The sequence below is a fragment of the Aliihoeflea sp. PC F10.4 genome, assembly GCF_054612275.1.
The window spans coordinates 3,185,066-3,209,102 of the sequence record NZ_JBTSWH010000001.1 but is presented as its reverse complement, the minus strand read 5'-3'; the positions used below and the strand labels follow the sequence as shown (position 1 = coordinate 3,209,102).

Below are 24,037 nucleotides of genomic sequence, written 5' to 3'. Positions count from 1 at the left end.
GATGAGGCTTCGCGCCGAACCGCCCCGCGTCACCCGCCTGTCCCGCAGGATGCTGGCTGGCGTCGGCGCTGTCGCCTTGCTCGGCATCGGCGGGGCGCTGGTCTATGCCCTTCAGACCCGCGACGGCGGCGCGGGCGGCGAAGAACTCTATTCGACCGAGAACCGCCCCACGGCGGACGGCCTGTCGGGCCTGCCGAGCGATTATAGCGGGCCGGTGCTTGGCCCCGCGCTGCCGGGCGACCTCGGCCGCCCGATCCTCGACGCGCAGACAAGGGGACAGCCGGTCGCGCCCCCTGTCATGACGACGCCCGCCGTCGATCCCGAGGAAGAACGCCGCAGGGCCGAAGAAGAAGCCGCACGCTTGAGCAACGTCTTTTTCCAGTCCGGCCCACGCATGGGAGCGCCGGCAGGAACGGCCATGCCCAGCCTTGCCGGGCTTGGCCTCGGCGGGCAGTCCGCGACACAGGACCGCCACGCGGCGTTTCTCAACGGGCCGGTGGACCGGCAAACAGTCGCGCCGGATCGCGTCGCGCCGCCGGCATCGCCCTATATCCTTCAGGCCGGGGCCGTGATCCCGGCCGCGCTCATCACCGGCATCCGTTCCGATCTGCCCGGCCAGATCACCGCGCAGGTGACGGAGAACGTCTATGACAGCCCAACCGGCTCGCTGCTCCTGATCCCGCAGGGAACGCGCATCATCGGTCAATACGATGATGGCGTGACCTTCGGCCAGCGCCGCGTGTTGCTGGTGTGGAATCGCCTGATCCTGCCGGGCGGCCGTTCCATTGTTCTGGAGCGCCTGCCGGGCGCGGATGCCAGCGGCTATGCCGGGCTTGAGGATGGTGTCGATTATCATTGGTGGGATCTGATGAAGGCCGCAGGGCTATCCACGCTGCTCGCAGTCGGCACGGAACTGGCGACGAGCGACGAGGACCGGCTTGTTCGAGCTATCCGCGACGGGGCGCAGGATACCGTCAATCAGGCGGGCCAGCAGATCGTGCAACGCCAGTTGCAGGTTGCGCCGACGCTCACCATCCGGCCCGGCTTCCCGGTCAGGATCATCGTCACCCGCGACCTTGTATTCGAGCCGGCAGGAGGTTGACCATGACCAAGCTGAAACTCGGCCCGCTGCCCGACGACAAGCCCGTGAAGGTGACGGTGGAGCTACCCGCGCCGCTTCACCGTGATCTAACCGCCTATGCCGAGGTGCTGGCCCGTGAAACCGGCAAGCCCGTCACCGATCCCGTCAGGCTGATCGTGCCCATGCTGGAGCGGTTCATCGCCACGGATCGCGGTTTCGCCAAGGCGCGGCGAGCCGCAAGCTAGGTCCATCTTGGCGGTAGGGGTGCCGCCAGCGCACAGGCGCGAATGCGGCACGCTACAGACCGCCGATCCCCCTCCATGGTTCGCTTAATTCCGGGGCCTTGAGCGCCCCGGAATCCATCAGAACCAAGGAGGATTCCATGAGCGCGAAGCGCCGCCGTGCCCGCAAAGGACGACCGCGACAGCCGGTCCCCGAAGCACTTCCCGACGATTTGTTCGACTATGCCGACGAACCCACGCCAGACGGCCGGGAACGCCGCCGTTCGCCGCTTCGCATCGTCGATGTGGAAACGCTGCCGGTCTTCGACGACTGGCCCGAGAAGGTGCCGATCACCGAGGAAGAACTGCAAATCTTCGAGCGGTATTTCGGCGACGTGCTCGACCGCCTGTTCGGCCCCATAGAGGCCGATCCCGACAATCAGGGCTTGCCGCCGTTAACACCAGATGGTAATAGTAAGCCATGAGCGAGGATCGTGACCCGAGCCTCGACACGCTTCTGGACCTCGACGGACAGGTGCTCGTTGTCGATCCCGAGGGCGGCCATTGGGTGAAGTTCATCGTCACCCGCGTTCCGGTCTCGCCGGAAAAGCCGCACGGTCTCGATTACTCGCTCACGCTTCACGGGCCTTCGGGCGAACGGCTGGTCGGCTTCGATAACGCCCATCCGGTCGGCCGAGGCAGGAGGGGCGAGCCGATGGACCATCGGCACCGCCTCCAGACCGTGAAGCCATACGCCTACGAGGACGCGGCCACGCTGCTGGCCGACTTCTGGCAGGCGGTGGACGCGGTGTTGAAGGAGCGAGGCGTAACATGACCACCTTGAAAGTCGGGATTGCCGACTACGAAGAAATGAAGGCCCGCACCATGCGGATTGCCAAGGGCGAGGAAAAGCCCGCGCCCGGTGATCCGAAGGTGTGGTTCACATCCACCGAATCCTTCGCGCAAATCCTCTCCAGCGGAAACCGCGAGTTGCTGCGCGTCATCGACGAGCAGTCGCCCGGTTCGCTGGAGGAACTGTCGCGGATCACGGGACGGACCAAGCCGAGCCTGTCCCGAACCCTCAAGACGATGGCGAGCTACGGCCTGATCCGCATGGACCCCGGCGAGGGCCAGAAGCTCGTGCCGAAGGTGCTGCATGATCGCGTGGCGCTGGAATTGCCACTGATCGAGCGCCGCGCGGCGAAAGGAGACCGGCCATGAATATGCAAAGCCCCCATGTCGCCCTGCGCGCCGCCCTTTATCTGCGCGTCTCGACCGCCCGGCAGGCAGAGCATGACGTGTCGATCCCCGACCAGAAACGGCAGGGCGAAGCGTATTGCCAGGAACGCGGCTACCAGCTCGCAGAGACGTTCATCGAGCCGGGCGCGTCCGCCACCAACGACAAGCGCCCCGAGTTCCAGCGTATGATCGAGGCTGCCACGGCCAAGCCCGCACCATTCGATGTTGTCGTGGTGCATAGCTTCTCGCGCTTCTTCCGCGACGAGTTCGAGATGGAATTTTATTACCGGAAGCTGGCGAAGAACGGCGTGAAGCTGGTTTCGATCACGCAGGAGCTTGGTGACGATCCCATCCACGACATGATGCGGCGGATCATGTCGCTGTTCGACGAATACCAGTCGAAGGAGAACGCCAAGCACGTCCTGCGCGCCTTGAAGGAGAATGCCCGGCAAGGCTTCTGGAACGGCTCGCTTCCGCCCATCGGCTACCGCGTCATCGACGCCGAGCAGCGCGGCGCAAAGATGAAGAAGAAGCTGGAGATCGACCCGCTCCATGCCGACACCGTGCGGCTGATCTTCCGGCTTGCGCTGGAGGGCGACGGCACGTCCGGCCCCATGGGCGTCAAGAACATTGTCAGCCACCTCAACAGGAACCGCATGTTCACCCGCAGCGGCGGGCGTTGGGGCATCGGCCAGCTTCACCGTATCCTGACCCGCCGCACCTACATCGGCGAACATCGGTTCAATCGCCGCTCCAAAAAGGGCGAGGTGAAGCCGGAGGAAGAAGTCGTCACCGTCGCGGTGCCGCCGCTGATCGACCTTGAGATATTCGAGGCAGTGCAGAGGCGCTTGCAGGTCAACAATCCGAAGGTGACGCCGCCGCGCGTCGTCAGCGGTCCGAACCTGCTGACCGGCATTTGCCATTGCGGCAATTGCGGAGGCGCGATGACGCTGCGCACCGGCAAGAACGGCCGTTACCGCTACTATGCCTGCTCGATCCGGGCACGGCAGGGCGACACCGGCTGCAAGGGCCGTGCGATCCCAATGGACAAGCTCGACCGCATGGTGGTCAGCCATATCGAGGAAAGGCTGCTGGACCCCGAGCGGATCGAAGACGTGCTTGCCTCGCTGCTGGACCGCCGGCAGGAGAGCGTCGAGCGGCGCGGCCAACACATCGCCGAGTTGAACCACCGCGCGGCCGAGGCCGACATGCGCCTAAAGCGCCTCTACGATGCTATCGAGGCCGGCTCGCTCGACCCTGCCGAATCCGCCCTTGGCGAGCGCATCGCGGGCCTCACCGCGCTTCGGGACCAGGCGCGGGCCGACGCCGCAAGGATCGAGGCTATGTTGAAAAGCTCCGCCCACCAGGGCCTCACAGGCGCGGCCGTGCGGGAACTGGCGACCGAGGCCCGCACCCGGCTTCGGCTTGAAAAGGGCGGCTATCGGCGGGAACACGTCCGGGCCTTCGCACAGCGCGTCGAGGTTGCGGACGACGCGATCTACATCAAAGGGAGCAAAAGCACCCTGTTGAGGACGCTGGTGGCCGCAAAAGGAGGGAAATCGGCGGGAATCGGCGTTCCCGGTTTTATACCGAAGTGGCGGAGAGAGAGGGATTCGAACCCTCGAGACGGTTTCCCGCCTACACACTTTCCAGGCGTGCGCCTTCGACCACTCGGCCACCTCTCCGAAGGTGTCGCGGCGTTGATGGCCGGACACGGACGCCCATCTAGTCGATACGAGCCGGCTTGTGAAGTCCTTGCCGCCGCGAAAGAGCACCTCATCCGGATTCATTTTTGCGTGTGGCGATTGCGCCGGTCTCCGCCTTCACGTACCCAGTAGGATATCGACGCCGAATGGCCTCATAAACGCCGGCTGGACAATGGCTTTCCTGTTTCGCCTTTTCGCATCCATCTTCCTCGCTGTCGCCGTTATCGGCGCCGTCGTCGATGCGGCGCGTTCCATCGCCACCGGAGGCAGCGTGGTGTTGACGCCGCTCGCCGATGTCCTGCTTGCGCTCGGCGGCGACCCCTATGCGAGTCTCGTCGTCTTCGGGGCGGAAAGAGGCATCGACGGATTTTTCACGCCGTTGGTCGAAGCGACGTTGTCGGCACCCGCCATCCTGGTATTCGTCGGCCTCGCCCTCATATTCTATGCTCTGGGTTATCGGCGCAGGCGCGATCCGCACCACGCCCTTCATATTTGAGCGCAACGGATCGGCTCCCGTTCGGCTGCGACCCGATCGCGTTCATCACGCTGTCGGAAAGTCCAAAATTCCGCGTGAATTTTGCTCAGGCGCATGCCAGAGTGAAATGAGAGCGGGGGAACACCCCGCCGGGTCCGAGGCTGGCTGTTCAGCGCCATGCCCGGATATGCGAGACAACCGACAGGGTGTGGATCAAGATGAAGCGTATGGTTCTTGGCCTTTTGGCCGCAACAGCATTGACCGTTCCGGCCTTTGCACAGGAAGAGATAACTCCGGGTCTGCTTTTCGACCTCGGCGGCAAGTTCGACAAGTCGTTCAACGAAGCGTCCTATATGGGCGCCGAGGAGTTCAAGACCGAAACCGGCGTCGAATATGTCGAGTTCGAGGTCTCGAACGAGGCTCAGCGTGAACAGGCCCTGCGCCGCTTCGCGGAAGATGGTCGCAATCCGATCGTCATGGCCGGCTTCAACTGGGCGTCCGCCCTTGAAACAGTCGCCGACGAATATCCGGAAACCGATTTCGCGATCATCGACATGGTGGTCGAGAAGCCGAATGTTCGCTCGATCGTGTTCAAGGAGCAGGAAGGCTCCTATCTGGTCGGCATTCTGGCTGGCATGGCGAGCGAATCGAACACGGTCGGCTTCGTCGGTGGTATGCAGGTTCCGCTCATCGGCAAGTTCGAATGCGGCTATGTCGGCGGCGTCAAGGCGGCCAGCCCCGAGGCAACCGTCATCCGCAACTATACAGGCGATACGCCGGCCGCCTGGAACGATCCGACACGCGGCGGCGAAATCACCCGCAACCAGATCGATCAGGGCGCGGATGTCGTCTACCACGCGGCGGGCGGCACGGGTGTCGGCGTTCTCCAGGCTGCGGCTGATGCCGACATCCTCGGCATCGGCGTCGATTCCAACCAGAACGCGATGCATCCGGGCCATGTGCTCACCTCGATGGTCAAGCGCGTGGACGTCGCCGTCTACAACGCGTTCATGGATGCGCGGAACGGCAACTTCGAGTACGGCATCCAGAATCTCGGCCTCGCCGAAGACGGCGTCGGCTACGCGGTCGACGAGAACAACGAGGCTCTTTTGACAGAGGAAATGGTGGCCGCAGCCGAGCAGGCGAAGGCGGATATCATCTCCGGCGCGGTGGAAGTCCACGACTTCATGACAGACAATGCCTGCCCATACTGATCCTTGATCGTTCTTGATCGAACCGCCGGGCCTTGCCCGGCGGTTTCGTTTTGACTGGTGCCGTTTTGAAAACGACGTCCGACAGAGCGCTGCGCCTGACAACGATCGTGCTTCTGCTCGTGACAGGCGTCTTCACGGGCGCGCAACTCGCCAAGACCGCGCCGCTCATCGGCTGGTATGTCGACGAGATCGGGATGACGCTGGTGGAAGCCGGGTGGGTCACGGCGCTGATCGGCATCTTCGTCGCGCTGGCAGCCCTTCCGGTCGGGGTCGCAATCGCCCGGATGGGTCCGCATCGTTCCTTCGTCGTCGCGTCGGGGCTGATCGTGCCGGGCGGCTTCCTACTGGCGGCAGCAAGCGAACCGGGCATGATCTTCGGCGCACGGCTTCTGGAAGGGGCCGGCTACGTTCTCCTGTGCATTGGCCTGCCGTCGCTTCTGACAGTGATCTCGCCGCTTAATTGGCGTGGTCCGGTGCTTGCCATATGGAGCGGCTTCGTCCCGCTCGGCTATGCTGTCTCAGATGTTCTGGCCACATTCGTCGTGCCCGCCTTCGGCGCGCATGTCTATCTTCTGACGGTGACGCTGCTGTTCGCCGTGCTGGCGCTGGGGTCCAACCTCGCGCTACGCCGACTGTCGGGCGTTCCGGAGGAAACCGCCGTCCCGGCCGGCGTTGCATCCGGCGTCTTCAGTCTCGCCGTAATCGTCGTCGCAATCGCCTTCGGCATCTTCGTCCTTCAGTCGGTCGCGCTCTTCACCTTCATGCCAACCTTTGCCGCCGTGCCGGGAACCTTGTTGTTTGCGCCCGCTTTTGTCGCGCTGGCGACACCACTTGGAAACGCCATCGCCGGCATTCTCGTCGCGGGACGCGGGGTTGCGTTCATGATCGCGCTGGCGCTCGTCGCCTTCACCGTCACGGCGCTTGCCGCCTTCGTGGCGTTCGTGTCCGGCGGACCCTGGCCCGCAAGCATTGGTGCGGTTTTCGTTGCGATCGCAAGCGGTGTCGTCGCGTCCGTGCTTTTCGCCGTCATCCCGTTTCTGGTGACGCGCGCCGAGGCAGTCCCGGCCGCGATCGGACTTGTCAGTCAGGCGGGCGGCCTTGCAACTCTGGCCAGCCCGCCGCTTGCCGCTTTCATCATCGAGCGCAGCGGCTGGACCGGCTATGGCTGGTTCCTGACGCTTGCCGGGCTGGCCGGCGCGGCGGTTTTGGTTCCGCTTATCGCGGCGGCGAAACGGCGAGCCCCTTGACGAGGATCGGCCCGAGCGGCCGCCCTGCCGAAGAGCGCGGGGCGTCCTCCAGCGTGATTTCGTAAAGCTGCTGCGGCTGTGGTTCCGGAAGGTCCGGGCCGGTCAGCATCGCCTCGCGGGCGGACGCCATGGTGCCGAGCGAAACGGGACCGACGGCCTCGTCGTAGAGTGTCCACACTTCCAGCACCTTGCCGTCCGGCACGTCGAAATCCGTGAGCGGCACGATTCGCACGCGGTCATTGGCATAGGCCTCGACGAGTGCGCCGGGCACATCGTCCTCGCCCAACAGCACGACGACGACCTCCGGGTCGCGTGCGGTCACGGATGCCTGCCCGACGACATAACCGAACCCGCAGGCGGCGAGGATGCTGGCGGCGAGCGCCGTTCCGCGCGCACCGGTGAAAAGACGTGCCATCGGGCGTTTGAGCCCGAGATGGCCGTGACGGTCGGGTTGCCGGATTGGAACGCCGGCCGCAGCCAGATCGTCCTGTACCGCCTGTGTCCGCGTCATCTGTTCTATGCCGGAGATTTCGTCCGAGACCTTTTGCCAAAGGGCATCGCCCGGCGCTTCGACGGTCGCGTTGCCATCGAGGCTTTCCATCCGACCGGCAAACGACCAGACCGCATCGCGAAACTCGGGGTCGATGATCAGGTCGCGTTCGGCGCGGGTGCGGTCCGCGTCGTCCATCAGGCCGAGCACATAGTCGCCCGCGCGCATCTCGCGTTCCTCGCGGCTCATGACAGGCACTCCTTGAGCGACACCACGCCGCGCCTGATCCACGCTTTCACCGTACCGACAGGTGCGCCCAGATGCGCGGCGATCTCGCCATGCGAAAAGCCGACGACATAGGCCATCACGATCGAGCGTCGGCGTTCAGGATCGAGCTGGCTGAGGCAGCGCTTCAAATCCTCGCTCTCCGGCAGCGCGTCATAGGCGCTGTCGGCGTCGGCCGCACGATCACCGATCGCGGTAAGCTCGTCGGCGGCATGAAAGTCGAGGCGGCTGCCATCGCGGATCATGTTGAGCGCACGATGCCGCACGATCGTCGTCATCCACGCGCGCGCCGCGCCGCGCTCGTGATCGTAAACGGGCGCTTTTTTCCAGACCGTCACGAACGCTTCCTGCACGACTTCCTCGGCAAGCTCGCGCCGGCGCACGATCCGGTTGGCGATACCGATCAGCCGTCCTGCTTCGAGGTCGAACATCGTTGCGAATGCCTTTCGGTCCCCGCCGGCGACACGGCGCATCAGCCCGTCGCAATCATCCGTTCGTGCATCCAAGCTGAACTCTCCCAAGGTATTTCGATCACTTTACACGCCGGTAAGCCGTTCCGATGCGGGGGCGACAAAAAAACTTTCCGTGCCTGCATCCAAACGCTCACCTGCCGGGTAACGCCTTTGAGGACCTGCGTGGAACCGAACGGTCTGCGCCTCCCTCCAACGCTTTTTGAAACGTCATGAGGAGAAACTCAATGTCCATTCGTCTTACCAAGATTGCCCTTGCCGCAAGCGTCGCGACGCTCGGCTTCGCGTCGGCCGCTGCTGCCGCGCCCGTCGTCGGTCTCGTCGGCGACAAGACGCTCGTCTGGTTCGATACGGACGCGCCGGAAGTCACCAACACGGCAGAAGTCGAAGGCGTCGATCGCCTGCTCGGCATCGACGTGCGCCCGGCCGACAACATGCTCTACGGCGTCGCCGCCGATGGCACCATCGTCACGATCGACCTTGAATCGGGTGCAGCGACCGCTGGCGAGACGATGAGCGAGATGCTGCCGGACGGCGTCGATTCCATGGTCGACTTCAACCCGGTCGCCGACCGCATCCGCGTCATGGGCTCGGACGGCACCAATCTGCGCGTTCACCCCGACACGGGCGAGACGACCGTCGACGGTTCGCTGAACTTCGAAGCCGGTGACGCGAACGCTGATGCCACGCCGAATGTGGTCGCGACCGCCTACACCAACTCCGTCGGTACGCCCGAAGCCACGGCGATGTACGACATCGACGCCGACCTTGGTGCGCTCCTGCGCCAGACCGCGCCGAACGACGGCACGCTGGCGACGCTGGGCGAACTGGGCATCGACGGCGCGACGACCTACGCCTTTGACATCCAGGCGACCGAAGGTGGTGAGAACACCGCATGGCTCGTCGCAGCCGGCGGCCTTTACACGGTTGATCTGGAAACGGGCGCTACCGAGATGGTCGGTGAGATCACCGGCGCGGACGGCGACATCCGCGACATCTCCGTTCTGCCGGCGATGTAATCGCCCACGCGATGCGAAAGGAAAAGGCCGGGTTCGCCCGGCCTTTTTGCGTTCAGTAATGCGGCGGCTTGGTGATCGGCACGTCGGGAGCGGATTGCTCTTCGAGCGCGAGAAACCGATGCGTCAGAACGTCGAGCTTCTTTTGCATCTTCTCGATCACCTGCCATTGTCGTGCGACTTCCGCGGAAAGCTCCTCGATGGTGCGCTCCTGATTGGCGGCGAGCACTTCGAGCTGGACGAGCCGGGGATCGATCATGATGCGATGCTTTCAAGTTTCGCGCGCAGCGCGGCATTGAGCGGGGCAGGGCGGCGGGTTGCCGCATCGACATAGACGTGGACGAAGAAGCCTTCCGCCGCGGCTTGCGCGTCTTCGTTACGAAACAGCCCCACCTCGTAGCGGACCGAGGAGTTGCCGAGCTTCGCCACGCGGATACCCGCATGGACGGTGTCGGGAAAGGCCATTTCGGCGAAATATCGGCATCCCGTCTCGACCACGAGGCCGATCTGTTCGCCGTTGCGGATATCGAGCACGCCGTTTTCGATCAGCCAGCCATTCACGGCGGTGTCGAACAGGGAATAGTGGACCACATTGTTCATGTGCCCGTAGATGTCATTGTCCATCCAGCGCGTGGTGATGGTGTAAAAGGTGCGATAATCGGTGCGTGGGGAGCCTGTCATGGCGCGAGAGTGGCAAGACGCCCGCGCCTTGTCGAGGGTGGATGCGCGTTTGCAGGTGCGAAGCGCACATGCTAATTCCGACTTTTGACCACGCGTCCTGACGGAAATCCTGCATGGCCGAATCGGCGATCGAACTTGTCGGCATCAACAAGAGCTTCGGCTCCGTTCGTGCCAACAAGGATATCGACCTCAACATCAAGTCCGGCACCATCCACGGCATCGTTGGCGAGAACGGCGCGGGCAAATCCACCTTGATGTCGATCCTCTACGGCTTCTATCAGGCCGATTCCGGTGAAATCCGCGTCGGCGGCAAGAAGGTCGCGATCACCTCATCGAACGACGCGATCGCGCTCGGCATCGGCATGGTTCATCAGCATTTCATGCTGGTTCAGAATTTCACGGTTCTGGAAAACATCATCCTCGGCGCCGAAGGCGAGGCGCTTTTGAAGTCTTCGATTTCAAAAGCGCGCTCCGAATTGCGTCGCCTGGAAGCCGAATACGGCCTCAATGTCGATCCCGACGCCGTGGTAGAGGATCTGCCGGTCGGCCTCCAGCAGCGTGTGGAAATCCTGAAGGCGCTCTATCGCGGCGCGGATGTGCTGATCCTCGACGAACCGACGGGCGTCCTGACGCCGGCCGAGGCCGATCATCTCTTCCGTATCCTCGATCAGCTTCGCTCCGAGGGAAAGACCATCGTTCTGATCACGCACAAGCTGCGAGAGATCAAGGCGATCACAGACAATGTCTCGGTCATGCGACAGGGCACGATCGTCGACACCCGCAGGACCGACGAGGTGAGCGTCGAGGAACTGGCCGAACTGATGGTCGGTCGCCGTGTCCTGCTGCGCGTCGACAAGGGCGATATGCAGCCCGGCGAGGTGAAGCTGTCGGTGCGCAATCTGACGGTGGTGGATTCGCGCGGCGTGAAGGTCGTCGACGACGTTTCGTTCGACGTACGCGGCGGCGAGATCGTCGGCATCGCGGGCGTTGCGGGCAACGGCCAGTCGCAGCTTCTGGAGACCATTTCCGGTATCAGGCAGGCCATGTCCGGCACTGTCACGCTCGATGGAAAGCCGATCGACGTGACCGGCCTCGCCGATCCGGGCGATCTGCGCGACCGCGGCCTCGCCCATGTGCCGGAAGACCGTCACTATGTCGGTTTGGTCCTGCCGTTCGAGGAATATGAAAACTCGATCCTCGGCTATCACGACCGGCCCGAATATCTGAATGGTCCGTTCCTGAACATCGACGCGATACGGACCGATGCGAAAAAGAAGATCGAGCAATACGACGTTCGCCCGCGCAACGAACGCCTGAAGACCGCGAACTTTTCCGGCGGCAATCAGCAGAAGATCGTTCTGGCGCGCGAACTGGAGAAGGACCCGGGCGTCCTCGTCATCGGCCAGCCGACGCGCGGCGTCGATGTCGGCGCGATCGAATTCATCCACCGCCGTCTGATCGACATGCGCGATCAGGGCAGGGCGGTGCTGCTCGTCTCGGTCGAACTCGACGAAATCCGCTCGCTTTCGGACCGCATCCTCGTGATGTTCGACGGCAAGGTCGTCGGCGAACGCTCAGGCGAAGCGAGCGAAGGCGAACTCGGCCTCCTGATGGCCGGCATCGACGGCAAGGAGGCCGCCGAATGAGCGTACCTTATGCGAAATTGCCCGGCTGGGCCGATTACGGGCTGATCCCGCTGATCAACGTCATCGTCGCCTTCGCGGTGGCGGGGCTGGTTGTGATGATCGCAGGCGAAAGCCCGGTCGAGGCGTTCGAATATCTGATCGAGGGCGCGTTCGGGCGGGGGCAAAATATCGCCTATACGCTTTATTACGCGACGAGCTTCATCTTTACCGGCCTCGCAGTCGCGGTCGCCTTCCATGGCGGGCTTTTCAACATCGGCGGCGAGGGGCAGGCCTATGTCGGCGGGCTCGGCGTCGCGCTGGTCGTCCTGTCGCTCGACAGTGTTTTCCCGTGGTGGGTGAATTTCCCGCTCGCCATTTTGGGCGCGGCCTTGATGGGCGCGTTTTGGGCCTTCATTCCGGCTTATCTTCAGGCAAAACGTGGCAGCCATGTCGTCATCACGACGATCATGTTCAATTTCATTGCCGCCAGCCTGATGGTCTATCTCCTGACCACGGTGCTGAAGCCGCCGCAATCCATGTCGCCGCAGACGCGCAACTTCGCCGAGGGCGGGCAATTGCCCAAGCTCAATTTCGTCTTCGACTGGTTCGGCGCGACGGTGCGTTCCTCGCCGCTCAACATTTCTTTCCTGCTGGCGCTCGTTGCCGCCTTCCTCGTCTGGGTGCTGATCTGGCGCACGAAGCTCGGCTATGAAATCCGCACGCAGGGCTTCAGCCCGAAGGCCGCGCGCTATGCCGGCATCGGCGAGACGCGCATCATCCTTGTCACCATGATGATTTCCGGCGCGCTTGCCGGCATGATGGCGCTCAACCCGGTGATGGGCGATTCAGGCCGGCTCCAGCTCGATTTCGTGACCGGTGCGGGCTTCGTCGGCATCGCGGTCGCGCTGATGGGCCGCTCGCACCCGGCCGGCATCATTCCCGCCGCGATCCTCTTCGGCGTGCTCTATCAGGGCGGGGCGGAAATCGCCTTCATGATGCCGTCGATCAGCCGCGACATGATCATCATCATCCAGGGTCTGGTGATCCTTTTCGCCGGCGCTCTGGAACACATGTTCCGCCCGTCGCTTCAAGCCTTGTTCGCGTCGATTTCGCCGCGCGCGGGCGCTGGCGAGGCCGCCGGCCAGAAGGGAGCCTGAGATGGAGCATTCCTTCGTCGTCGCCGTCCAGATCCTCGATTCGACCATTCGCCTGTCGATCCCGCTGATGTTCGCCTGCCTCGCCGGCCTTTACTCGGAGCGGGCGGGCGTGTTCGACATCGGTCTTGAAGGCAAGATGCTCGCCGCCGCCTTTGCGGGCGCTGCGGGTGCTGCCGTCTACGGCTCGGCCTGGGTGGGCCTGTCCTTCGCTATCCTGGTCTCGGTCGTCCTCGCGCTTGTCCACGGGTTTGCCTCGATCACCAATCGCGGCAACCAGATCGTCTCCGGCGTGGCGATCAACTTCATTGCGGCGGGCACGACCGTGATCCTCGGACAGGCATGGTTCGCACAGGGTGGGCGCACGCCCTCTCTCGGCGGCGAACAGCGCTTTACCGGCGTCGTGCTGCCGTTTGCGGAAGCTGCCCGCGACATCCCGGTGGTCGGCTACATCTATGCCGAACTGATCTCGGGTCACTCGATCCTCGTCTATCTCGCCTTCGCCACCGTCGCCTTCACATGGTGGGTCCTGTTCCGCACGCGTTTCGGCCTGCGCCTGCGTGCGGTCGGCGAAAATCCGGCAGCGGTCGATACGGCCGGCATATCGGTGACGTGGCTTCGCTACCGTGCGGTGATCTGCACCGGCATATTGTGCGGCTTAGCGGGTGCGTATCTGTCGATGGCGATCGGTGCGGGCTTCGTGAAGGACATGACGGCGGGGCGCGGCTTCATCGCGCTTGCGGCGCTCATCTTCGCCAAGTGGAAGCCGGTGCCGGCGATGTTCGCGTGTCTGCTGTTCGGCTTCCTCGATGCGGTGTCGATCCGCCTTCAGGGCTCGCCCCTTCCAGTCATCGGTCCTGTGCCTACGCAGCTCATGCAGGCGCTGCCTTATGTGATGACGGTGATCCTGCTCGCAGGCTTCATCGGCAAGGCGATCCCGCCGCGCGCCGGCGGCGTGCCTTATGTGAAGGAACGGTGATGTCGAAGGATTTGTTCAGCGCCGCGCGCGAGGCGATGGCGCATGCTTATGCACCCTATTCGAAATTTCCGGTCGGCGCGGCGCTTCTGACGGAAGACGGGCGCGTCTTTTCGGGCGCAAATATCGAGGTCGCGTCCTATCCGGAAGGCTGGTGCGCCGAGACGACAGCGCTCGGCCATTACGTCATGGCCGGCGGCGGGCGGATCATGGAAATCTGCGTGGTCGCCGAGAAGATGGATCGCATCACGCCCTGCGGCGGCTGCCGCCAGCGTCTTGCTGAATTTACTGCGCCCGAAACGAAGCTGCATATGTGCGACCAGAACGGCTTCGTGGAAACGGTGACGATGGGCGACATCCTTCCCTTCGGATTCAAGGGAGACACGCTGAAATGAGCGATGCGACGGTTCGCCTGATCGAGCGCCTCGAAGGGCGCATGCCCAAGGTCGCGCTCGTTCTCGGCTCCGGTTTGGGCGGTCTTGTCGACGAGGTCGAGAACGCCGTACGCATCCCCTATGGCGATCTGCCGGGCTTTCCGCAAAGCGGCGTCACCGGCCATGCAGGGCAGATCGTGGCGGGCGATTTCGCCGGACGGCCCGTGCTGATGCTCGCCGGTCGCGCGCATTATTACGAGCACGGCAACGCCGCAGCGATGCGCCCTGCGCTTGAAGCGCTCGCCGGCATCGGCATCGAGAAACTTCTGCTCACCAATGCCGCCGGTTCGTTGCGCTCCGAGATGGGGCCAGGATCGGTGATGCTGATTACCGACCACATCAATTTCTCCGGCACCAATCCGCTGTTCGGAGAAGAGACGGATCGCCGTTTCGTCGGACTGACGGAAGCCTATGATGCCGGATTGCGCGCAGCGATCGAGCGCGCCGCCGATGAAAGCGGAACCGAACTCCACAAGGGTGTCTATATGTGGTTTTCAGGCCCGTCTTTCGAAACGCCCGCCGAAATCCGTATGGCGCGTACCTTCGGCGCGGACGCCGTCGGCATGTCGACCGTGCCGGAAGTCATTCTCGCTCGCTTTCTCGGGCTGCGCGTCGCCGCGTGTTCGGTCGTCACCAATCTCGCCGCCGGCATGACGGGCGACGAACTTTCCCATCAGGAGACCAAGGACATGGCTCCGCTCGGCGGCAAGCGTTTGGCCGCGATCTTCCGCGCGATGTTCGCGGGCGAGGCTTTGAACGGCTGATGCTCCCACAGGAGATCATTGCGAGAAAGCGCGACGGGGCGGCGCTTGACGCGAAAGAAATCGGCGCCTTCGTTGCCGGGCTGGTGGACGGTACGTTCTCCGAAGGCCAGGTCGCCGCGCTCGCCATGGCTGTCTTCCTCAACGGCATGAGCCGCGACGAGACGGTGGCGCTGACACGCGCAATGCGCGATTCGGGCCGCGTGCTCGACTGGTCGGACCTGCCCGGTCCCGTCACCGACAAGCACTCGACCGGCGGCGTCGGCGACAATGTCTCGCTGGTGCTGGCTCCGATCGTCGCGGCTTGCGGGGCCTATGTGCCGATGATTTCCGGCCGGGGGCTTGGCCATACCGGCGGCACGCTCGACAAGATGGATGCAATCCCCGGCTACCGGACCCAGCCGGACGAAGCGCGTTTTCGCCAGGCGGTGCGCGAGGCAGGCTGTGCGATCATCGGCCAGACGGCCGATCTGGCCCCCGCCGACAAACGCTTTTACGCGGTTCGCGATGTGACGGCCACGGTCGAGGCGCCCGCCCTCATCACCGCCTCGATCCTGTCGAAGAAGCTGGCCGCCGGGCTCGGTTCGCTGGTGCTCGACGTCAAGAGCGGCAATGGCGCCTTCATGGACGATCCCGAAAAGGCGCGCGAACTGGCGCAAGGGCTCGTCGAGGTCGCCAACGGCGCGGGCCTGCCGACCACGGCGCTGATCACTGACATGAACGAGCCGCTTGCCGCCTGCGCGGGAAACGCGGTCGAAATCGCGGAGGCGGTACATTTCCTGACGCGTAACGGGCGCGACACGCGCAACACGCGACTTGAGGAGGTGACGCTGGCGCTTGCCGCGGAGATGCTGATGTCGTCGTGCGTCGCGGCGACGACGCAGGAAGCGACCTCGCTCGCGCTGGACGCGCTGGGCAGCGGACAGGCGGCGGACCGCTTCGCAAGAATGGTCGCCGCACTCGGCGGGCCGACCGATTTTCTGGAAAAGATGGAAATGCACCTGCCGCCCGCGCGGCTGGTCCGGCCAGTCCTCGCCGGGACGGAAGGCTATATCGACAGGATCGACACCCGCGCGATCGGTCTTGCCGTTGTGGAACTGGGCGGCGGGCGACGCCATGCCGATGACCGGATCGATCATTCGGTCGGCATCACGCGCATCGTTCCGCTGGGCCTGAAAGTGGACAGGGATCAGCCGCTGGCCTTCGTTCATGGCCGCACCGAATTCGGGGCCGAGACGGCTGCCAACGCCTTGCGCGCGGCGATCCGCATTTCGGATCGAAAGCCGGCTGTCCCTGAAACGGTCTCGGAACGCATCGCGCTGAAGCGCTAATCACTGCTGCAGAAGCAGACGTCCGTTCTCGACCTGATAGCGCCGAAGTTTATTCAGGAAGCTCATGCCGATGAGCGTTCCCGACAACGCCGCGTCGTCGAGGACGACCGCTTGAACGTCGCGCGCGACGATGCCGCCGATTTCGAGCCGGTCGATACGGGCCGGTGCGGCATGCACGGTTCCGTTCGCCGTGTTGACGGGATGAACGAATTCGGAATTCGCGGGCGAGATGCCGATGCGCCGCGCCGTGGAGCGGTTGATCGCAACGACGCTCGCGCCTGTGTCGATCATGGCTTCGCTGGTGCGTCCGTTGAGACGGAACTCTCCGATGAAATGGCCGCGCCCGTCAGGCTCCATGAGAACGCTGCGGCCCGATGGCTGCGCCAGCGAAACCGACGATACGCTCGGAACCTGCCGCGCCTCTGCGACATCGTTTTCGACCTTGCCATCCAGCAGGCCCGGAACGATAAGCGCCGCGCTTGCGATGATGGCTCCACCGATAATGACAGTGCGCAGCATGAGCGCCTCCGACCCGCAACCGGAAGCGATTTTACACCCGTTTCGCAATGCGGCGCTTAACGCGCGGGCCTTTCGCGAAGCATCGTTAAAGCGGCGTTATTTGGTGCCGTACATGCGGTCGCCCGCATCTCCGAGGCCGGGAACGATGTAGCCCTTCTCGTTGAGCTTCTCGTCGATCGAGGCGGTGACGACGGGAACGTCCGGATGCGCCTTGGTGAAGCGGTCTATGCCTTCGGGTGCGGCGAGCAGGCACAGGAATATGAGGTTGGTCGCGCCCCGCTCCTTGAGCTTGTCGACGGCCATGATCGCGGAATTTGCCGTCGCCAGCATCGGGTCGACGACGATGACGAGACGGTCGCCGAGGTCGCCGGGCGCCTTGAAGAAATATTCGACGGCTTCGAGCGTTTCGTGGTCGCGGTAGAGGCCGACATGGGCGACGCGCGCAGCCGGCACGAGGTCGAGCATCCCGTCGAGCAAACCGTTGCCGGCCCGTAGCACGGAGGCGAAGACCAGCTTCTTGCCTTCCAGCGTCGGCGCTTCCATCGTCTGCATCGGAGTTTCGATGGTGCGGGTGGTCAGTTCCAGCCCACGTGTGACCTCATAGCAGAGCAGCAGAGAGATTTCGCGTAAGAGTCGGCGAAAGCTCGCCGTCGACGTTTCCTTGTCGCGCATGATGGTGAGCTTGTGCTGGACAAGCGGATGGTCGACGACGGTCACGCCCTGCATGATCTGGCTCCGAGCTTCAAATGAATGATGCGAGGACGCATAACGCCTGATGCGCGGGAGTCAAATGGTCAGTGCGTCGAACGCTTCGATGTCCGCTCGTAAAGCTCGCGCACGATGCGGCTCGCGGTCGTCTCGAACATGAAGGGCAGGAGGGCGTGAACCAGTGCCGCGCCCGCCGCGAGTGCAAGCCGCGAGGCGAACCATGCCGCGAACGCCATATGACCGAAATAGGTTTCGCCGACAGTCTGAGGATGGTGGATGAAAAGGCGTGCGATCATGTCCGTTCTCCATTGACGGTACATGATGCCCTGTAAACAGGCGCGATATATCCCAAACTGTCATTGAATTCGTGTGGATTTTGGGACAGTATCCCATTATGGCCTACGATATCGATACGATAGATCGGCGTATCATCGCCGCGCTTCAGGCGGACGCATCCCTGTCGATGGATGAACTGGCGAAGGTGACATACCTGTCGCGCAATGCATGCTGGCGCCGCGTGAAGCTGATGGAGGAGGAAGGGATCATCAGAGGCCGTGTCGCTTTGGTCGATGCGGAAAAGCTCGGCTACGGACTGTCGGTCATCATCCTCATCCGCACCTCGCATCATGAGCCGGACTGGCTGAAGAAATTTCGCGAGGCCGTCACGTCGATCCCCGAAATTCAGGGGGTTTATCGCATGTCTGGCGATCTCGATTACGTCCTGCGTGCCCGGGTGCCCGACGTGAAGGGTTATGACCGGCTTTACCAGCGCCTGATCGCCAAGGTGCCGCTGTCGGACGTCTCCGCCTCCTTCGTGATGGAGGAGATCAAGGAGACGCTGCAATTGCCGCCATTGATGCGCTGAGGCGATTGACGGCGACGCTTTGAAGGGGAATAGAAGCGCGCATGACCAGCCTCCAATCCCCTGTCATCGGATTTCAGCGCCTGCCGCACGGCGAAGAGATCGACCTTCCATCCTATGAGAGCGAAGGTGCCGCCGGAATGGACGTGCGCGCCGCCGTGCCGGCCGATCGCGAACTCATCTTGCTGCCCGGAAAGCGTGCGCTGGTGCCGACGGGTCTCGTCTTCGAAATACCCTCCGGCTACGAGGTGCAGGTACGCCCGCGTTCGGGACTGGCGTTCAAGCACGGCGTCACCTGCCTGAATACGCCGGGGACGATCGACAGCGACTATCGCGGCGAAGTGAAAATCCTGCTCGCCAACCTCGGCGACGAGGAATTCGCGATTACGCGCGGTATGCGCGTTGCCCAGCTTGTCGTCGCACCTGTGGTTCAGGCGCGCCTTGAGGAACGGTCCCATTTGGGCGCGACGGCGCGCTCTGCTGGCGGCTTCGGATCGACTGGCCTTTGAAACAATTCGTGTCGAATACACGGCGCGACGGGTGAACCAAATCCGGCTCTTCACGTTTGGAAGCAGCGTCCGTTGTGGATGCGCCAATCGGATGAAGGAGACGCGCCATGCCGGCAATCGGTCAATCGAAGATCATGATCCTCGCTACCGATGGCTTTGAGCAATCGGAGCTTGAAGTTCCGCTGAAGCAACTCAACGAAGCCGGCGCGAATGTCGAAGTCGTTTCGCTCGAATCCGGCGAAATCACGGGTTGGGACAAGGACGATTGGGGCCGCGCCATTCCGGTCGACAAGATTTTGGCGGATGTGTCGCCAGCCGATTACGACGCGCTTGTCCTGCCGGGCGGGCAGATCAATCCCGATCTTTTGCGCGTAGAAGAAAAAGCCGTCTCGTTCGTCAAGGATTTCGACCAGTCCGGCAAGCCGCTTGCCGCAATCTGCCATGCGCCTTGGCTTTTGATCGAGGCGGGGCTGGTGAAGGATCGCAAGGCGACATCGTACAAATCCATCAAGACGGACATGATCAATGCCGGGGCGCGCTGGGAAGACACAGCCATGGTGCGCGACGGCAATTTGATAACGTCCCGTAATCCCGGAGATCTGGACGCTTTCTGCGCCGCCATCATCGAGGCGGTGGAGGGAGGTTCGGCACAGCGTTCGGCTGCCGAGTAGCGGATCAGTCTCGCAGCCGGGCAAGCGGCGCTGGCGCCTTCAATGGCTGCCGCGCCGCTTCTTTTTTGGAGCATCTATCGAAATTCAGCGCGCAGCCATGTGATCGCCGCGCCGTGCGCAGGCGGGTCCGGGACCACGCATGTAATGCCGCTCCGGCCGATAGGTCGGAATGAGAAATTCGCGCATTGCGCGGATGGTGACGTTGATGCGAGCCCAGATACGCATGACCAAAATCCTGAACGGCGGCGTCCCTTGCCGATATGGCCCAATTTACCGAAATTTGATGAATGTCCGGTGAATCGGAAATTAATCCATGCGGCCAGTCTGCGTCGAAGAATGGCGGAAATGCGCGGCTTTCATGTCGCATTTGTGCGTGGCATCGGTCTGTGTTCGCGTGTTGCTCAAATGACACGCGGCCGACGCTGAAACATTTCGTTCACGATATCCGGCCGGTGGGAACGCGCTTGCGGCGATGGCGTTGGGCATCCATCGCGCATCGGCAATTCAGCCATTGCGGAAATGAGTGAAAGGACCGGATGATGGGTCTCTTTTCGAAAGACATCAAGACCATGGACGATCTCTTCGTCCACACGCTGCGTGACATCTATTACGCGGAAAACCAGATTCTCAAAAACCTGCCGAAAATGATCGACAAGGCCGACAGCCCGTTGGTTCGCCAGGGCTTCGAATCGCATTTGCGCGAGACGGAGGGCCATGTTGCCCGCCTGGAGCGCGTGTTCGATCTTTATGGCGTGAAGGCCAAGGGCGTTACCTGTCCCGCTATCGACGGCATCTTGAAGGAAGCCGACGAGATTGCCGGCGACATAGCGGACAAGCAGGTTCTCGATGCAGCCCTCGTCGCGGCGGCGCAGGCGGTCGAGCACTATGAAATGACCCGGTACGGCACGCTTATCGCATGGGCCGGAAAACTCGGTCGCAGCGACTGCGCCGAAATTCTGAAGGAAACCCTTGCTGAGGAAAAGGCGGCCGATGCGAAGCTGACCGAACTTGCCGAAGGCAGAGGCATCAACCTAGCCGCCGCCGAATAGCTTTAGACTCAGGCAGCAACCCTTTCGCCGCTTCCGGTATCCCGCATAGGATGCTTGGGCCGTCGCGGCACTGCCTCGTGCAGATCACCTTCTCCCTCGCCCCGGGCGGTCAGCGGGATAGCGGGGGCGGAATTATCGGACCCGGCGTCATCGGCGCCGGGTCTTGTCATTGAATGCGCCGGTTTTTAACAACGCTGATGGCTATCGAAACCGAACGAAAATTCCTGCTGCGATCCGAAGCATGGCGCGACTATGTCGCGTCCGTCACGCCGATGCGGCAAGGCTATATCGCCGCAGCGCCAGACCGTTCCGTACGCGTGCGGATTGCCGGTCCCGAGGCCTGGATTACTGCGAAGTTCGGCGGCGCGGGGCTGACGCGCGAGGAATATGAATACGCGATCCCGGTGCCGGATGCCGAGGCGATGCTCGCTCATGTCGAAAGCGAAGTGATCAAGGATCGTCATCTGGTGCCATGGGAAGGCGTCGTCTTCGAGATCGACGTCTTTCATGGACGTCTGACAGGCCTCATCCTTGCAGAACTCGAAATCGAGCCCGGCTTTTCGCCGGCGGCTTTGCCGGATTGGCTCGGCTGTGAGGTGACGGGTGATCCGCGTTACTACAATGCTGTTCTGGTACGGGACGGTCTGCCTAAAAACTGAACGGCGAGCACCGCAAACAGCATCCTTGACTTGCAAGGCCTGTGCGGCTTTCAGTAAGCGCAAGTTTACGTCTATTTTGTGCAGTGCAACTATGGAAACTGCGCTGCGAAGACAGGTGCTGCGCTTAACTAACATTTCAGTTACGTAGAGGTATTTTGAGTTCGGGCGCATTGGGGGATGCGCCGCCATTTTGCGCCTAGAAGGCGGAAAGGTGTGCACATTGGGGGTTAGCGGCGAGATGAAGCTATCGGAAATGTCCGAGCCGCTTGTGGCCGATCTCGGTGCGAATGTTCTTGCGCGGCTTCATCAGATGGAACTGGAGCCGCTGCCACGGAACTACGAGGTCATCTACGAGGCGCTGAGCGGTTCCAGTCCCGCGCTCGTGGAGGCGATCGCCGCACTGGGGTCGACACCGAGCCAGGACAGTTTCGACCGTATGGCGCAGACGAGCCTGGGGCGCGGGCGCGAAGAGCGCATGATCGAAAGTGCGCACGAGACCATGAGCGTCAAGCTCGACGAAATCCTCGATATCCTGAAATCCGAGCGGAACTCGCGGGAAAAATATGGCGAATTCCTCGGCGCGACCTCGCAGGGGCTGAGGGCGCGCGATGAGGTTTCGCGCGATTTCCTGCAGCGCGTTGTGACCGTGATGTCGAGCGCGACCAGCACGGCTTTGGATTCCACGCGCCGCGTTTCCTCGACCATGCAGGACAAGTCGCACGAACTCGAGGCGGTGAAAGCCGAGCTTGAGGAGTACAAGAAGCTGTCCGAGACGGACGCCTTGACGGGGCTGGCCAATCGGCGCGCATTCGACCGGTCCATGGAGGCGGTTTACGCGGACAGGCGCGATACCATGTTCGGCGCTCTGGTGCTGGCCGATATCGACCGCTTCAAGCTGGTCAATGACAAGCACGGCCACCCGATCGGCGATCGCATCTTGCAGATCGTCGCGTCCATCCTCAAAGCGTCGATGACCTCGAACGTGTTTGCTGCAAGGACGGGCGGCGAGGAGTTCGGGCTGATCGTCACCGGCTTGAGCGAAAGATCGGTCGTCGAATTGGCCGAAGAGATCCGCCTCGCCATCGAGCAAACGCCGTTCGTCAACGCTGGTACCGGGACGGATTACGGCCCGGTCACGCTCTCCTTCGGCGTGTGCATGGCCTCCGAGGCCAAGGGACCGGACGAACTCTATCGCAAGGCCGACCGCGCGCTCTACGCGTCCAAGACCGCCGGCCGCAACAAGGTAACGGCCCATTCCGCCATGCAGGACGGCACATTCACCAAGAGTTGGAAGCTTTACAGCGGCGATTGATCAGGCCGAAGCCTCTTGCAAGGGTTCGATGGGCACGAGCGGGGCGGGAATGTCGGTCGTCTTTTCGGCCGACTTGCAGATGTCCGCGATGACGCAGGCCGGGCAGTCGGGTTTGCGCGCCTTGCAGACATAGCGCCCATGCAGGATCAGCCAGTGATGGGCATGGCGCATATATTCGTCCGGAATGACGCGCACCAGAATGTCCTCGACCTCGTCGGGCGTCTTGCCCGGCGCAAGGCCGATCCGGTTGCCGATGCGAAGGATGTGCGTGTCGACCGCCATGGTCGGCTGGCCGAACGCCATGTTGAGAACGACGTTCGCGGTCTTCCGGCCGACGCCCGGCAGTTTGACGAGATCGTCGCGGTTGCCCGGAACTTCACCGCCATAGTCGCGAATAAGCGCCTCGCAAAGCGCGATGACGTTCTTCGCCTTGTTACGCCACAGGCCGATCGTCTTGATGGTATCGCCGACCTTATCCACGCCGAGCGCCAGCATCTTTTGCGGCGTATCGGCGATCTTGAAAAGCGGCCGCGTCGCCTTGTTGACGCCGGCATCGGTCGCCTGCGCCGAAAGGACCACCGCGACGAGCAGCGTGAACGCATTCACATGTTCCAGTTCGCCTTGCGGCTCCGGACGCTGGACATGGAAGCGGCGAAAGATCTCGGCTATCTCCGCACGGCTGTAGCGCGTGCGCCTTGCCGGCTTCGTCGCGGCGCGTTTCGGCCTGTCGCGCAGATTTGATGTCTTTGCCTTGCTGGCGGACGACGTTGCGGCACTTTTGGGCTTTGGCTTCTCCATCCCGCCTCTATAGAATGGGCGCATGGCCGAGACAAACGCTCATGACGAGCCGATTTTCCGCGCGCTCCTGACGCCCTATCGTTCGCTTGGGCGGCAGGGCTTCATCATCCTTATGGGCGTTCTGGTCGGCATCTGGATTTTTATGGGCGGGCTGTTTTTGTCGATGGGGGCGTGGCCGGTTTTCGGCTTTTTCGGCCTAGACATCCTGCTCGTATGGCTGGCTTTCCGCGCCAGCTACCGGGCAGGCCGTCAGCGCGAGGAGGTGGCCGTGTCGCGCACCCGGCTCGATATCCGCAAGATCGCACCGTCCGGCCGCACCGAGGCGCATTCCTTCAATCCGTTCTGGACGCGGTTTCGCATCGCGCGCCACGACGAAATCGGCATCACCGACATGGCGGTGGAGGGCGAGGGACGACGCGTGACGATCGGATCGTTTCTCAATCCGAAGGACCGCGAAAGCTTCGCAACGGCGTTCGGCCAAGCACTGGCGACCGCGAAGGGGCGGTGAACGACAGAACTTGTCAAGAATCGGGTGGCGAAGGCG

The 24,037-nt window shown here is 62.9% G+C and carries 32 protein-coding genes, 1 tRNA gene and 1 pseudogene; 23 read left to right on the top strand and 11 right to left on the bottom strand.

Going from position 1 to position 24,037, the window contains the following annotated elements:
• Position 1: 1 nt before the first annotated feature.
• The 6 genes and pseudogenes from ACX82Z_RS16090 to ACX82Z_RS16065 form a co-directional block, all read left to right on the top strand.
• A complete protein-coding gene (locus ACX82Z_RS16090) occupies positions 2 to 1,102 on the top strand; it encodes a TraB/TrbI/VirB10 family type IV secretion system protein (protein WP_432643939.1) in 1,101 nt (366 codons plus the stop codon).
• Positions 1,103 to 1,104: 2 nt separating this feature from the next.
• Positions 1,105 to 1,326 carry a DUF2274 domain-containing protein gene (locus tag ACX82Z_RS16085; protein ID WP_058899658.1) on the top strand — a complete coding sequence of 74 codons (222 nt, stop codon included), beginning with the start codon at positions 1,105 to 1,107 and terminating at the stop codon, positions 1,324 to 1,326.
• A gap of 137 nt (positions 1,327 to 1,463) precedes the next feature.
• Positions 1,464 to 1,787 carry a hypothetical protein gene (locus ACX82Z_RS16080; RefSeq protein ID WP_099052112.1) on the top strand — a complete coding sequence of 108 codons (324 nt, stop codon included), beginning with the start codon at positions 1,464 to 1,466 and terminating at the stop codon, positions 1,785 to 1,787.
• Positions 1,784 to 2,137 carry a toxin-antitoxin system TumE family protein gene (locus ACX82Z_RS16075; protein ID WP_058899659.1) on the top strand — a complete coding sequence of 118 codons (354 nt, stop codon included), beginning with the start codon at positions 1,784 to 1,786 and terminating at the stop codon, positions 2,135 to 2,137. The genes ACX82Z_RS16080 and ACX82Z_RS16075 overlap by 4 nt, the downstream gene beginning before the upstream one ends.
• Positions 2,134 to 2,523 (top strand): HVO_A0114 family putative DNA-binding protein, encoded by a 390-nt coding sequence (locus tag ACX82Z_RS16070; protein WP_058899660.1) that lies wholly within the window; start codon positions 2,134 to 2,136, stop codon positions 2,521 to 2,523. Before ACX82Z_RS16075 ends, ACX82Z_RS16070 begins: the two co-directional genes overlap by 4 nt.
• Positions 2,520 to 3,560, top strand: a pseudogene (locus ACX82Z_RS16065) (recombinase family protein); the annotation flags it as partial. The gene ACX82Z_RS16070 and the pseudogene ACX82Z_RS16065, both read left to right, overlap by 4 nt.
• Positions 3,561 to 3,755: 195 nt before the next feature.
• Here the strand turns inward: ACX82Z_RS16065 and ACX82Z_RS16060 are convergent.
• Both ACX82Z_RS16060 and ACX82Z_RS16055 read right to left on the bottom strand, forming a co-directional pair.
• Entirely contained in the window at positions 3,756 to 3,995 is a 240-nt protein-coding gene (locus ACX82Z_RS16060) for a hypothetical protein (protein ID WP_058899662.1), read from the bottom strand.
• Positions 3,996 to 4,136: 141 nt separating this feature from the next.
• Positions 4,137 to 4,226: transfer RNA gene (locus tag ACX82Z_RS16055), tRNA-Ser, on the bottom strand.
• Positions 4,227 to 4,419: 193 nt separating this feature from the next.
• Here ACX82Z_RS16055 and ACX82Z_RS16050 point away from each other — a divergent pair.
• The 3 genes from ACX82Z_RS16050 to ACX82Z_RS16040 all read left to right on the top strand — a co-directional run bounded on the left by ACX82Z_RS16050 (position 4,420) and on the right by ACX82Z_RS16040 (position 7,183).
• On the top strand, positions 4,420 to 4,743 hold the full coding sequence (locus tag ACX82Z_RS16050) for a hypothetical protein (protein ID WP_459590084.1): 324 nt from the start codon (positions 4,420 to 4,422) through the stop codon (positions 4,741 to 4,743).
• A gap of 197 nt (positions 4,744 to 4,940) precedes the next feature.
• The gene (locus ACX82Z_RS16045; protein WP_459590083.1) at positions 4,941 to 5,936 is read left to right on the top strand and encodes a BMP family lipoprotein; all 996 of its coding nucleotides are present in this window, start codon (positions 4,941 to 4,943) and stop codon (positions 5,934 to 5,936) included.
• Between the two features lie 65 nt (positions 5,937 to 6,001).
• Positions 6,002 to 7,183, top strand: a complete 1,182-nt coding sequence (locus ACX82Z_RS16040) for an MFS transporter (RefSeq protein WP_459590082.1) — start codon at positions 6,002 to 6,004, stop codon at positions 7,181 to 7,183.
• On the opposite strand, the gene ACX82Z_RS16035 is transcribed toward ACX82Z_RS16040, so the two are convergent.
• Entirely contained in the window at positions 7,152 to 7,922 is a 771-nt protein-coding gene (locus ACX82Z_RS16035; protein WP_459590081.1) for an anti-sigma factor, read from the bottom strand. The two genes, ACX82Z_RS16040 and ACX82Z_RS16035, sit on opposite strands and share 32 nt — an antisense overlap.
• Positions 7,919 to 8,464: a sigma-70 family RNA polymerase sigma factor gene (locus ACX82Z_RS16030; RefSeq protein ID WP_459590080.1), complete on the bottom strand. Its 546-nt coding sequence runs from the start codon at positions 8,462 to 8,464 to the stop codon at positions 7,919 to 7,921. The genes ACX82Z_RS16035 and ACX82Z_RS16030 overlap by 4 nt, the downstream gene beginning before the upstream one ends.
• Before the next feature lie 191 nt (positions 8,465 to 8,655).
• On the opposite strand from ACX82Z_RS16030, the gene ACX82Z_RS16025 reads away from it, so the two are divergent.
• Positions 8,656 to 9,447 (top strand): DUF4394 domain-containing protein, encoded by a 792-nt coding sequence (locus tag ACX82Z_RS16025; protein WP_459590079.1) that lies wholly within the window; start codon positions 8,656 to 8,658, stop codon positions 9,445 to 9,447.
• Between the two features lie 52 nt (positions 9,448 to 9,499).
• Here the strand turns inward: ACX82Z_RS16025 and ACX82Z_RS16020 are convergent, their stop codons facing one another.
• On the bottom strand, positions 9,500 to 9,703 hold the full coding sequence (locus ACX82Z_RS16020) for a SlyX family protein (RefSeq protein WP_459590078.1): 204 nt from the start codon (positions 9,701 to 9,703) through the stop codon (positions 9,500 to 9,502).
• Positions 9,700 to 10,125 carry an acyl-CoA thioesterase gene (locus ACX82Z_RS16015; RefSeq protein ID WP_459590077.1) on the bottom strand — a complete coding sequence of 142 codons (426 nt, stop codon included), beginning with the start codon at positions 10,123 to 10,125 and terminating at the stop codon, positions 9,700 to 9,702. The genes ACX82Z_RS16020 and ACX82Z_RS16015 overlap by 4 nt, the downstream gene beginning before the upstream one ends.
• Before the next feature lie 113 nt (positions 10,126 to 10,238).
• On the opposite strand from ACX82Z_RS16015, the gene ACX82Z_RS16010 reads away from it, so the two are divergent.
• From ACX82Z_RS16010 to deoA, 6 genes are read left to right on the top strand one after another with little or no spacing between them, the layout of a single operon-like run.
• The gene (locus tag ACX82Z_RS16010; RefSeq protein WP_459590076.1) at positions 10,239 to 11,771 is read left to right on the top strand and encodes an ABC transporter ATP-binding protein; all 1,533 of its coding nucleotides are present in this window, start codon (positions 10,239 to 10,241) and stop codon (positions 11,769 to 11,771) included.
• Entirely contained in the window at positions 11,768 to 12,907 is a 1,140-nt protein-coding gene (locus tag ACX82Z_RS16005; protein WP_459590075.1) for an ABC transporter permease, read from the top strand. Before ACX82Z_RS16010 ends, ACX82Z_RS16005 begins: the two co-directional genes overlap by 4 nt.
• 1 nt (position 12,908) lies before the next feature.
• Entirely contained in the window at positions 12,909 to 13,883 is a 975-nt protein-coding gene (locus ACX82Z_RS16000) for an ABC transporter permease (protein WP_459590074.1), read from the top strand.
• Entirely contained in the window at positions 13,883 to 14,275 is a 393-nt protein-coding gene (gene cdd, locus ACX82Z_RS15995; protein WP_459590072.1) for a cytidine deaminase, read from the top strand. The genes ACX82Z_RS16000 and cdd overlap by 1 nt, the downstream gene beginning before the upstream one ends.
• Positions 14,272 to 15,078: a purine-nucleoside phosphorylase gene (locus ACX82Z_RS15990; protein WP_459590071.1), complete on the top strand. Its 807-nt coding sequence runs from the start codon at positions 14,272 to 14,274 to the stop codon at positions 15,076 to 15,078. The genes cdd and ACX82Z_RS15990 overlap by 4 nt, the downstream gene beginning before the upstream one ends.
• Complete coding sequence (gene deoA / locus ACX82Z_RS15985) at positions 15,078 to 16,406, top strand: thymidine phosphorylase (RefSeq protein ID WP_459590070.1); 1,329 nt, start codon at positions 15,078 to 15,080, stop codon at positions 16,404 to 16,406. The genes ACX82Z_RS15990 and deoA overlap by 1 nt, the downstream gene beginning before the upstream one ends.
• Here the strand turns inward: deoA and ACX82Z_RS15980 are convergent, their stop codons facing one another.
• From ACX82Z_RS15980 to ACX82Z_RS15970, 3 genes are all read right to left on the bottom strand, one after another.
• Positions 16,407 to 16,925 (bottom strand): TIGR02281 family clan AA aspartic protease, encoded by a 519-nt coding sequence (locus ACX82Z_RS15980; RefSeq protein ID WP_459590069.1) that lies wholly within the window; start codon positions 16,923 to 16,925, stop codon positions 16,407 to 16,409.
• Positions 16,926 to 17,021: 96 nt separating this feature from the next.
• The gene (gene upp / locus ACX82Z_RS15975) at positions 17,022 to 17,651 is read right to left on the bottom strand and encodes a uracil phosphoribosyltransferase (protein WP_459590068.1); all 630 of its coding nucleotides are present in this window, start codon (positions 17,649 to 17,651) and stop codon (positions 17,022 to 17,024) included.
• Between the two features lie 68 nt (positions 17,652 to 17,719).
• Entirely contained in the window at positions 17,720 to 17,953 is a 234-nt protein-coding gene (locus ACX82Z_RS15970) for a DUF6356 family protein (RefSeq protein ID WP_459590067.1), read from the bottom strand.
• Between the two features lie 74 nt (positions 17,954 to 18,027).
• Between ACX82Z_RS15970 and ACX82Z_RS15965 the strand changes: the two genes are divergently transcribed.
• The 3 genes from ACX82Z_RS15965 (at position 18,028) to ACX82Z_RS15955 (ending at position 19,675) form a co-directional block, all read left to right on the top strand.
• Positions 18,028 to 18,498, top strand: a complete 471-nt coding sequence (locus ACX82Z_RS15965) for an Lrp/AsnC family transcriptional regulator (RefSeq protein ID WP_459590066.1) — start codon at positions 18,028 to 18,030, stop codon at positions 18,496 to 18,498.
• Between the two features lie 41 nt (positions 18,499 to 18,539).
• A complete protein-coding gene (gene dut, locus ACX82Z_RS15960; protein ID WP_459590065.1) occupies positions 18,540 to 19,004 on the top strand; it encodes a dUTP diphosphatase in 465 nt (154 codons plus the stop codon).
• A gap of 107 nt (positions 19,005 to 19,111) precedes the next feature.
• On the top strand, positions 19,112 to 19,675 hold the full coding sequence (locus ACX82Z_RS15955; protein WP_459590064.1) for a type 1 glutamine amidotransferase domain-containing protein: 564 nt from the start codon (positions 19,112 to 19,114) through the stop codon (positions 19,673 to 19,675).
• An 84-nt stretch (positions 19,676 to 19,759) separates the two neighbouring features.
• On the opposite strand, the gene ACX82Z_RS15950 is transcribed toward ACX82Z_RS15955, so the two are convergent.
• Complete coding sequence (locus ACX82Z_RS15950; protein WP_459590063.1) at positions 19,760 to 19,900, bottom strand: hypothetical protein; 141 nt, start codon at positions 19,898 to 19,900, stop codon at positions 19,760 to 19,762.
• Positions 19,901 to 20,214: 314 nt separating this feature from the next.
• Between ACX82Z_RS15950 and ACX82Z_RS15945 the strand changes: the two genes are divergently transcribed.
• The 3 genes from ACX82Z_RS15945 (at position 20,215) to ACX82Z_RS15935 (ending at position 22,695) form a co-directional block, all read left to right on the top strand.
• On the top strand, positions 20,215 to 20,724 hold the full coding sequence (locus ACX82Z_RS15945; RefSeq protein WP_459590062.1) for a YciE/YciF ferroxidase family protein: 510 nt from the start codon (positions 20,215 to 20,217) through the stop codon (positions 20,722 to 20,724).
• A 197-nt stretch (positions 20,725 to 20,921) separates the two neighbouring features.
• Positions 20,922 to 21,383, top strand: a complete 462-nt coding sequence (locus ACX82Z_RS15940; protein ID WP_459590061.1) for a CYTH domain-containing protein — start codon at positions 20,922 to 20,924, stop codon at positions 21,381 to 21,383.
• Between the two features lie 253 nt (positions 21,384 to 21,636).
• Positions 21,637 to 22,695, top strand: a complete 1,059-nt coding sequence (locus ACX82Z_RS15935; RefSeq protein ID WP_459590060.1) for a GGDEF domain-containing protein — start codon at positions 21,637 to 21,639, stop codon at positions 22,693 to 22,695.
• Here ACX82Z_RS15935 and nth read toward each other — a convergent pair whose 3' ends face one another.
• Positions 22,696 to 23,493, bottom strand: coding sequence for an endonuclease III (nth, locus tag ACX82Z_RS15930; RefSeq protein WP_459590059.1), 798 nt, complete (start codon positions 23,491 to 23,493; stop codon positions 22,696 to 22,698).
• A 22-nt stretch (positions 23,494 to 23,515) separates the two neighbouring features.
• Between nth and ACX82Z_RS15925 the strand changes: the two genes are divergently transcribed.
• Positions 23,516 to 24,001, top strand: a complete 486-nt coding sequence (locus ACX82Z_RS15925; RefSeq protein WP_459590058.1) for a DUF2244 domain-containing protein — start codon at positions 23,516 to 23,518, stop codon at positions 23,999 to 24,001.
• Positions 24,002 to 24,037 lie beyond the last annotated feature (36 nt).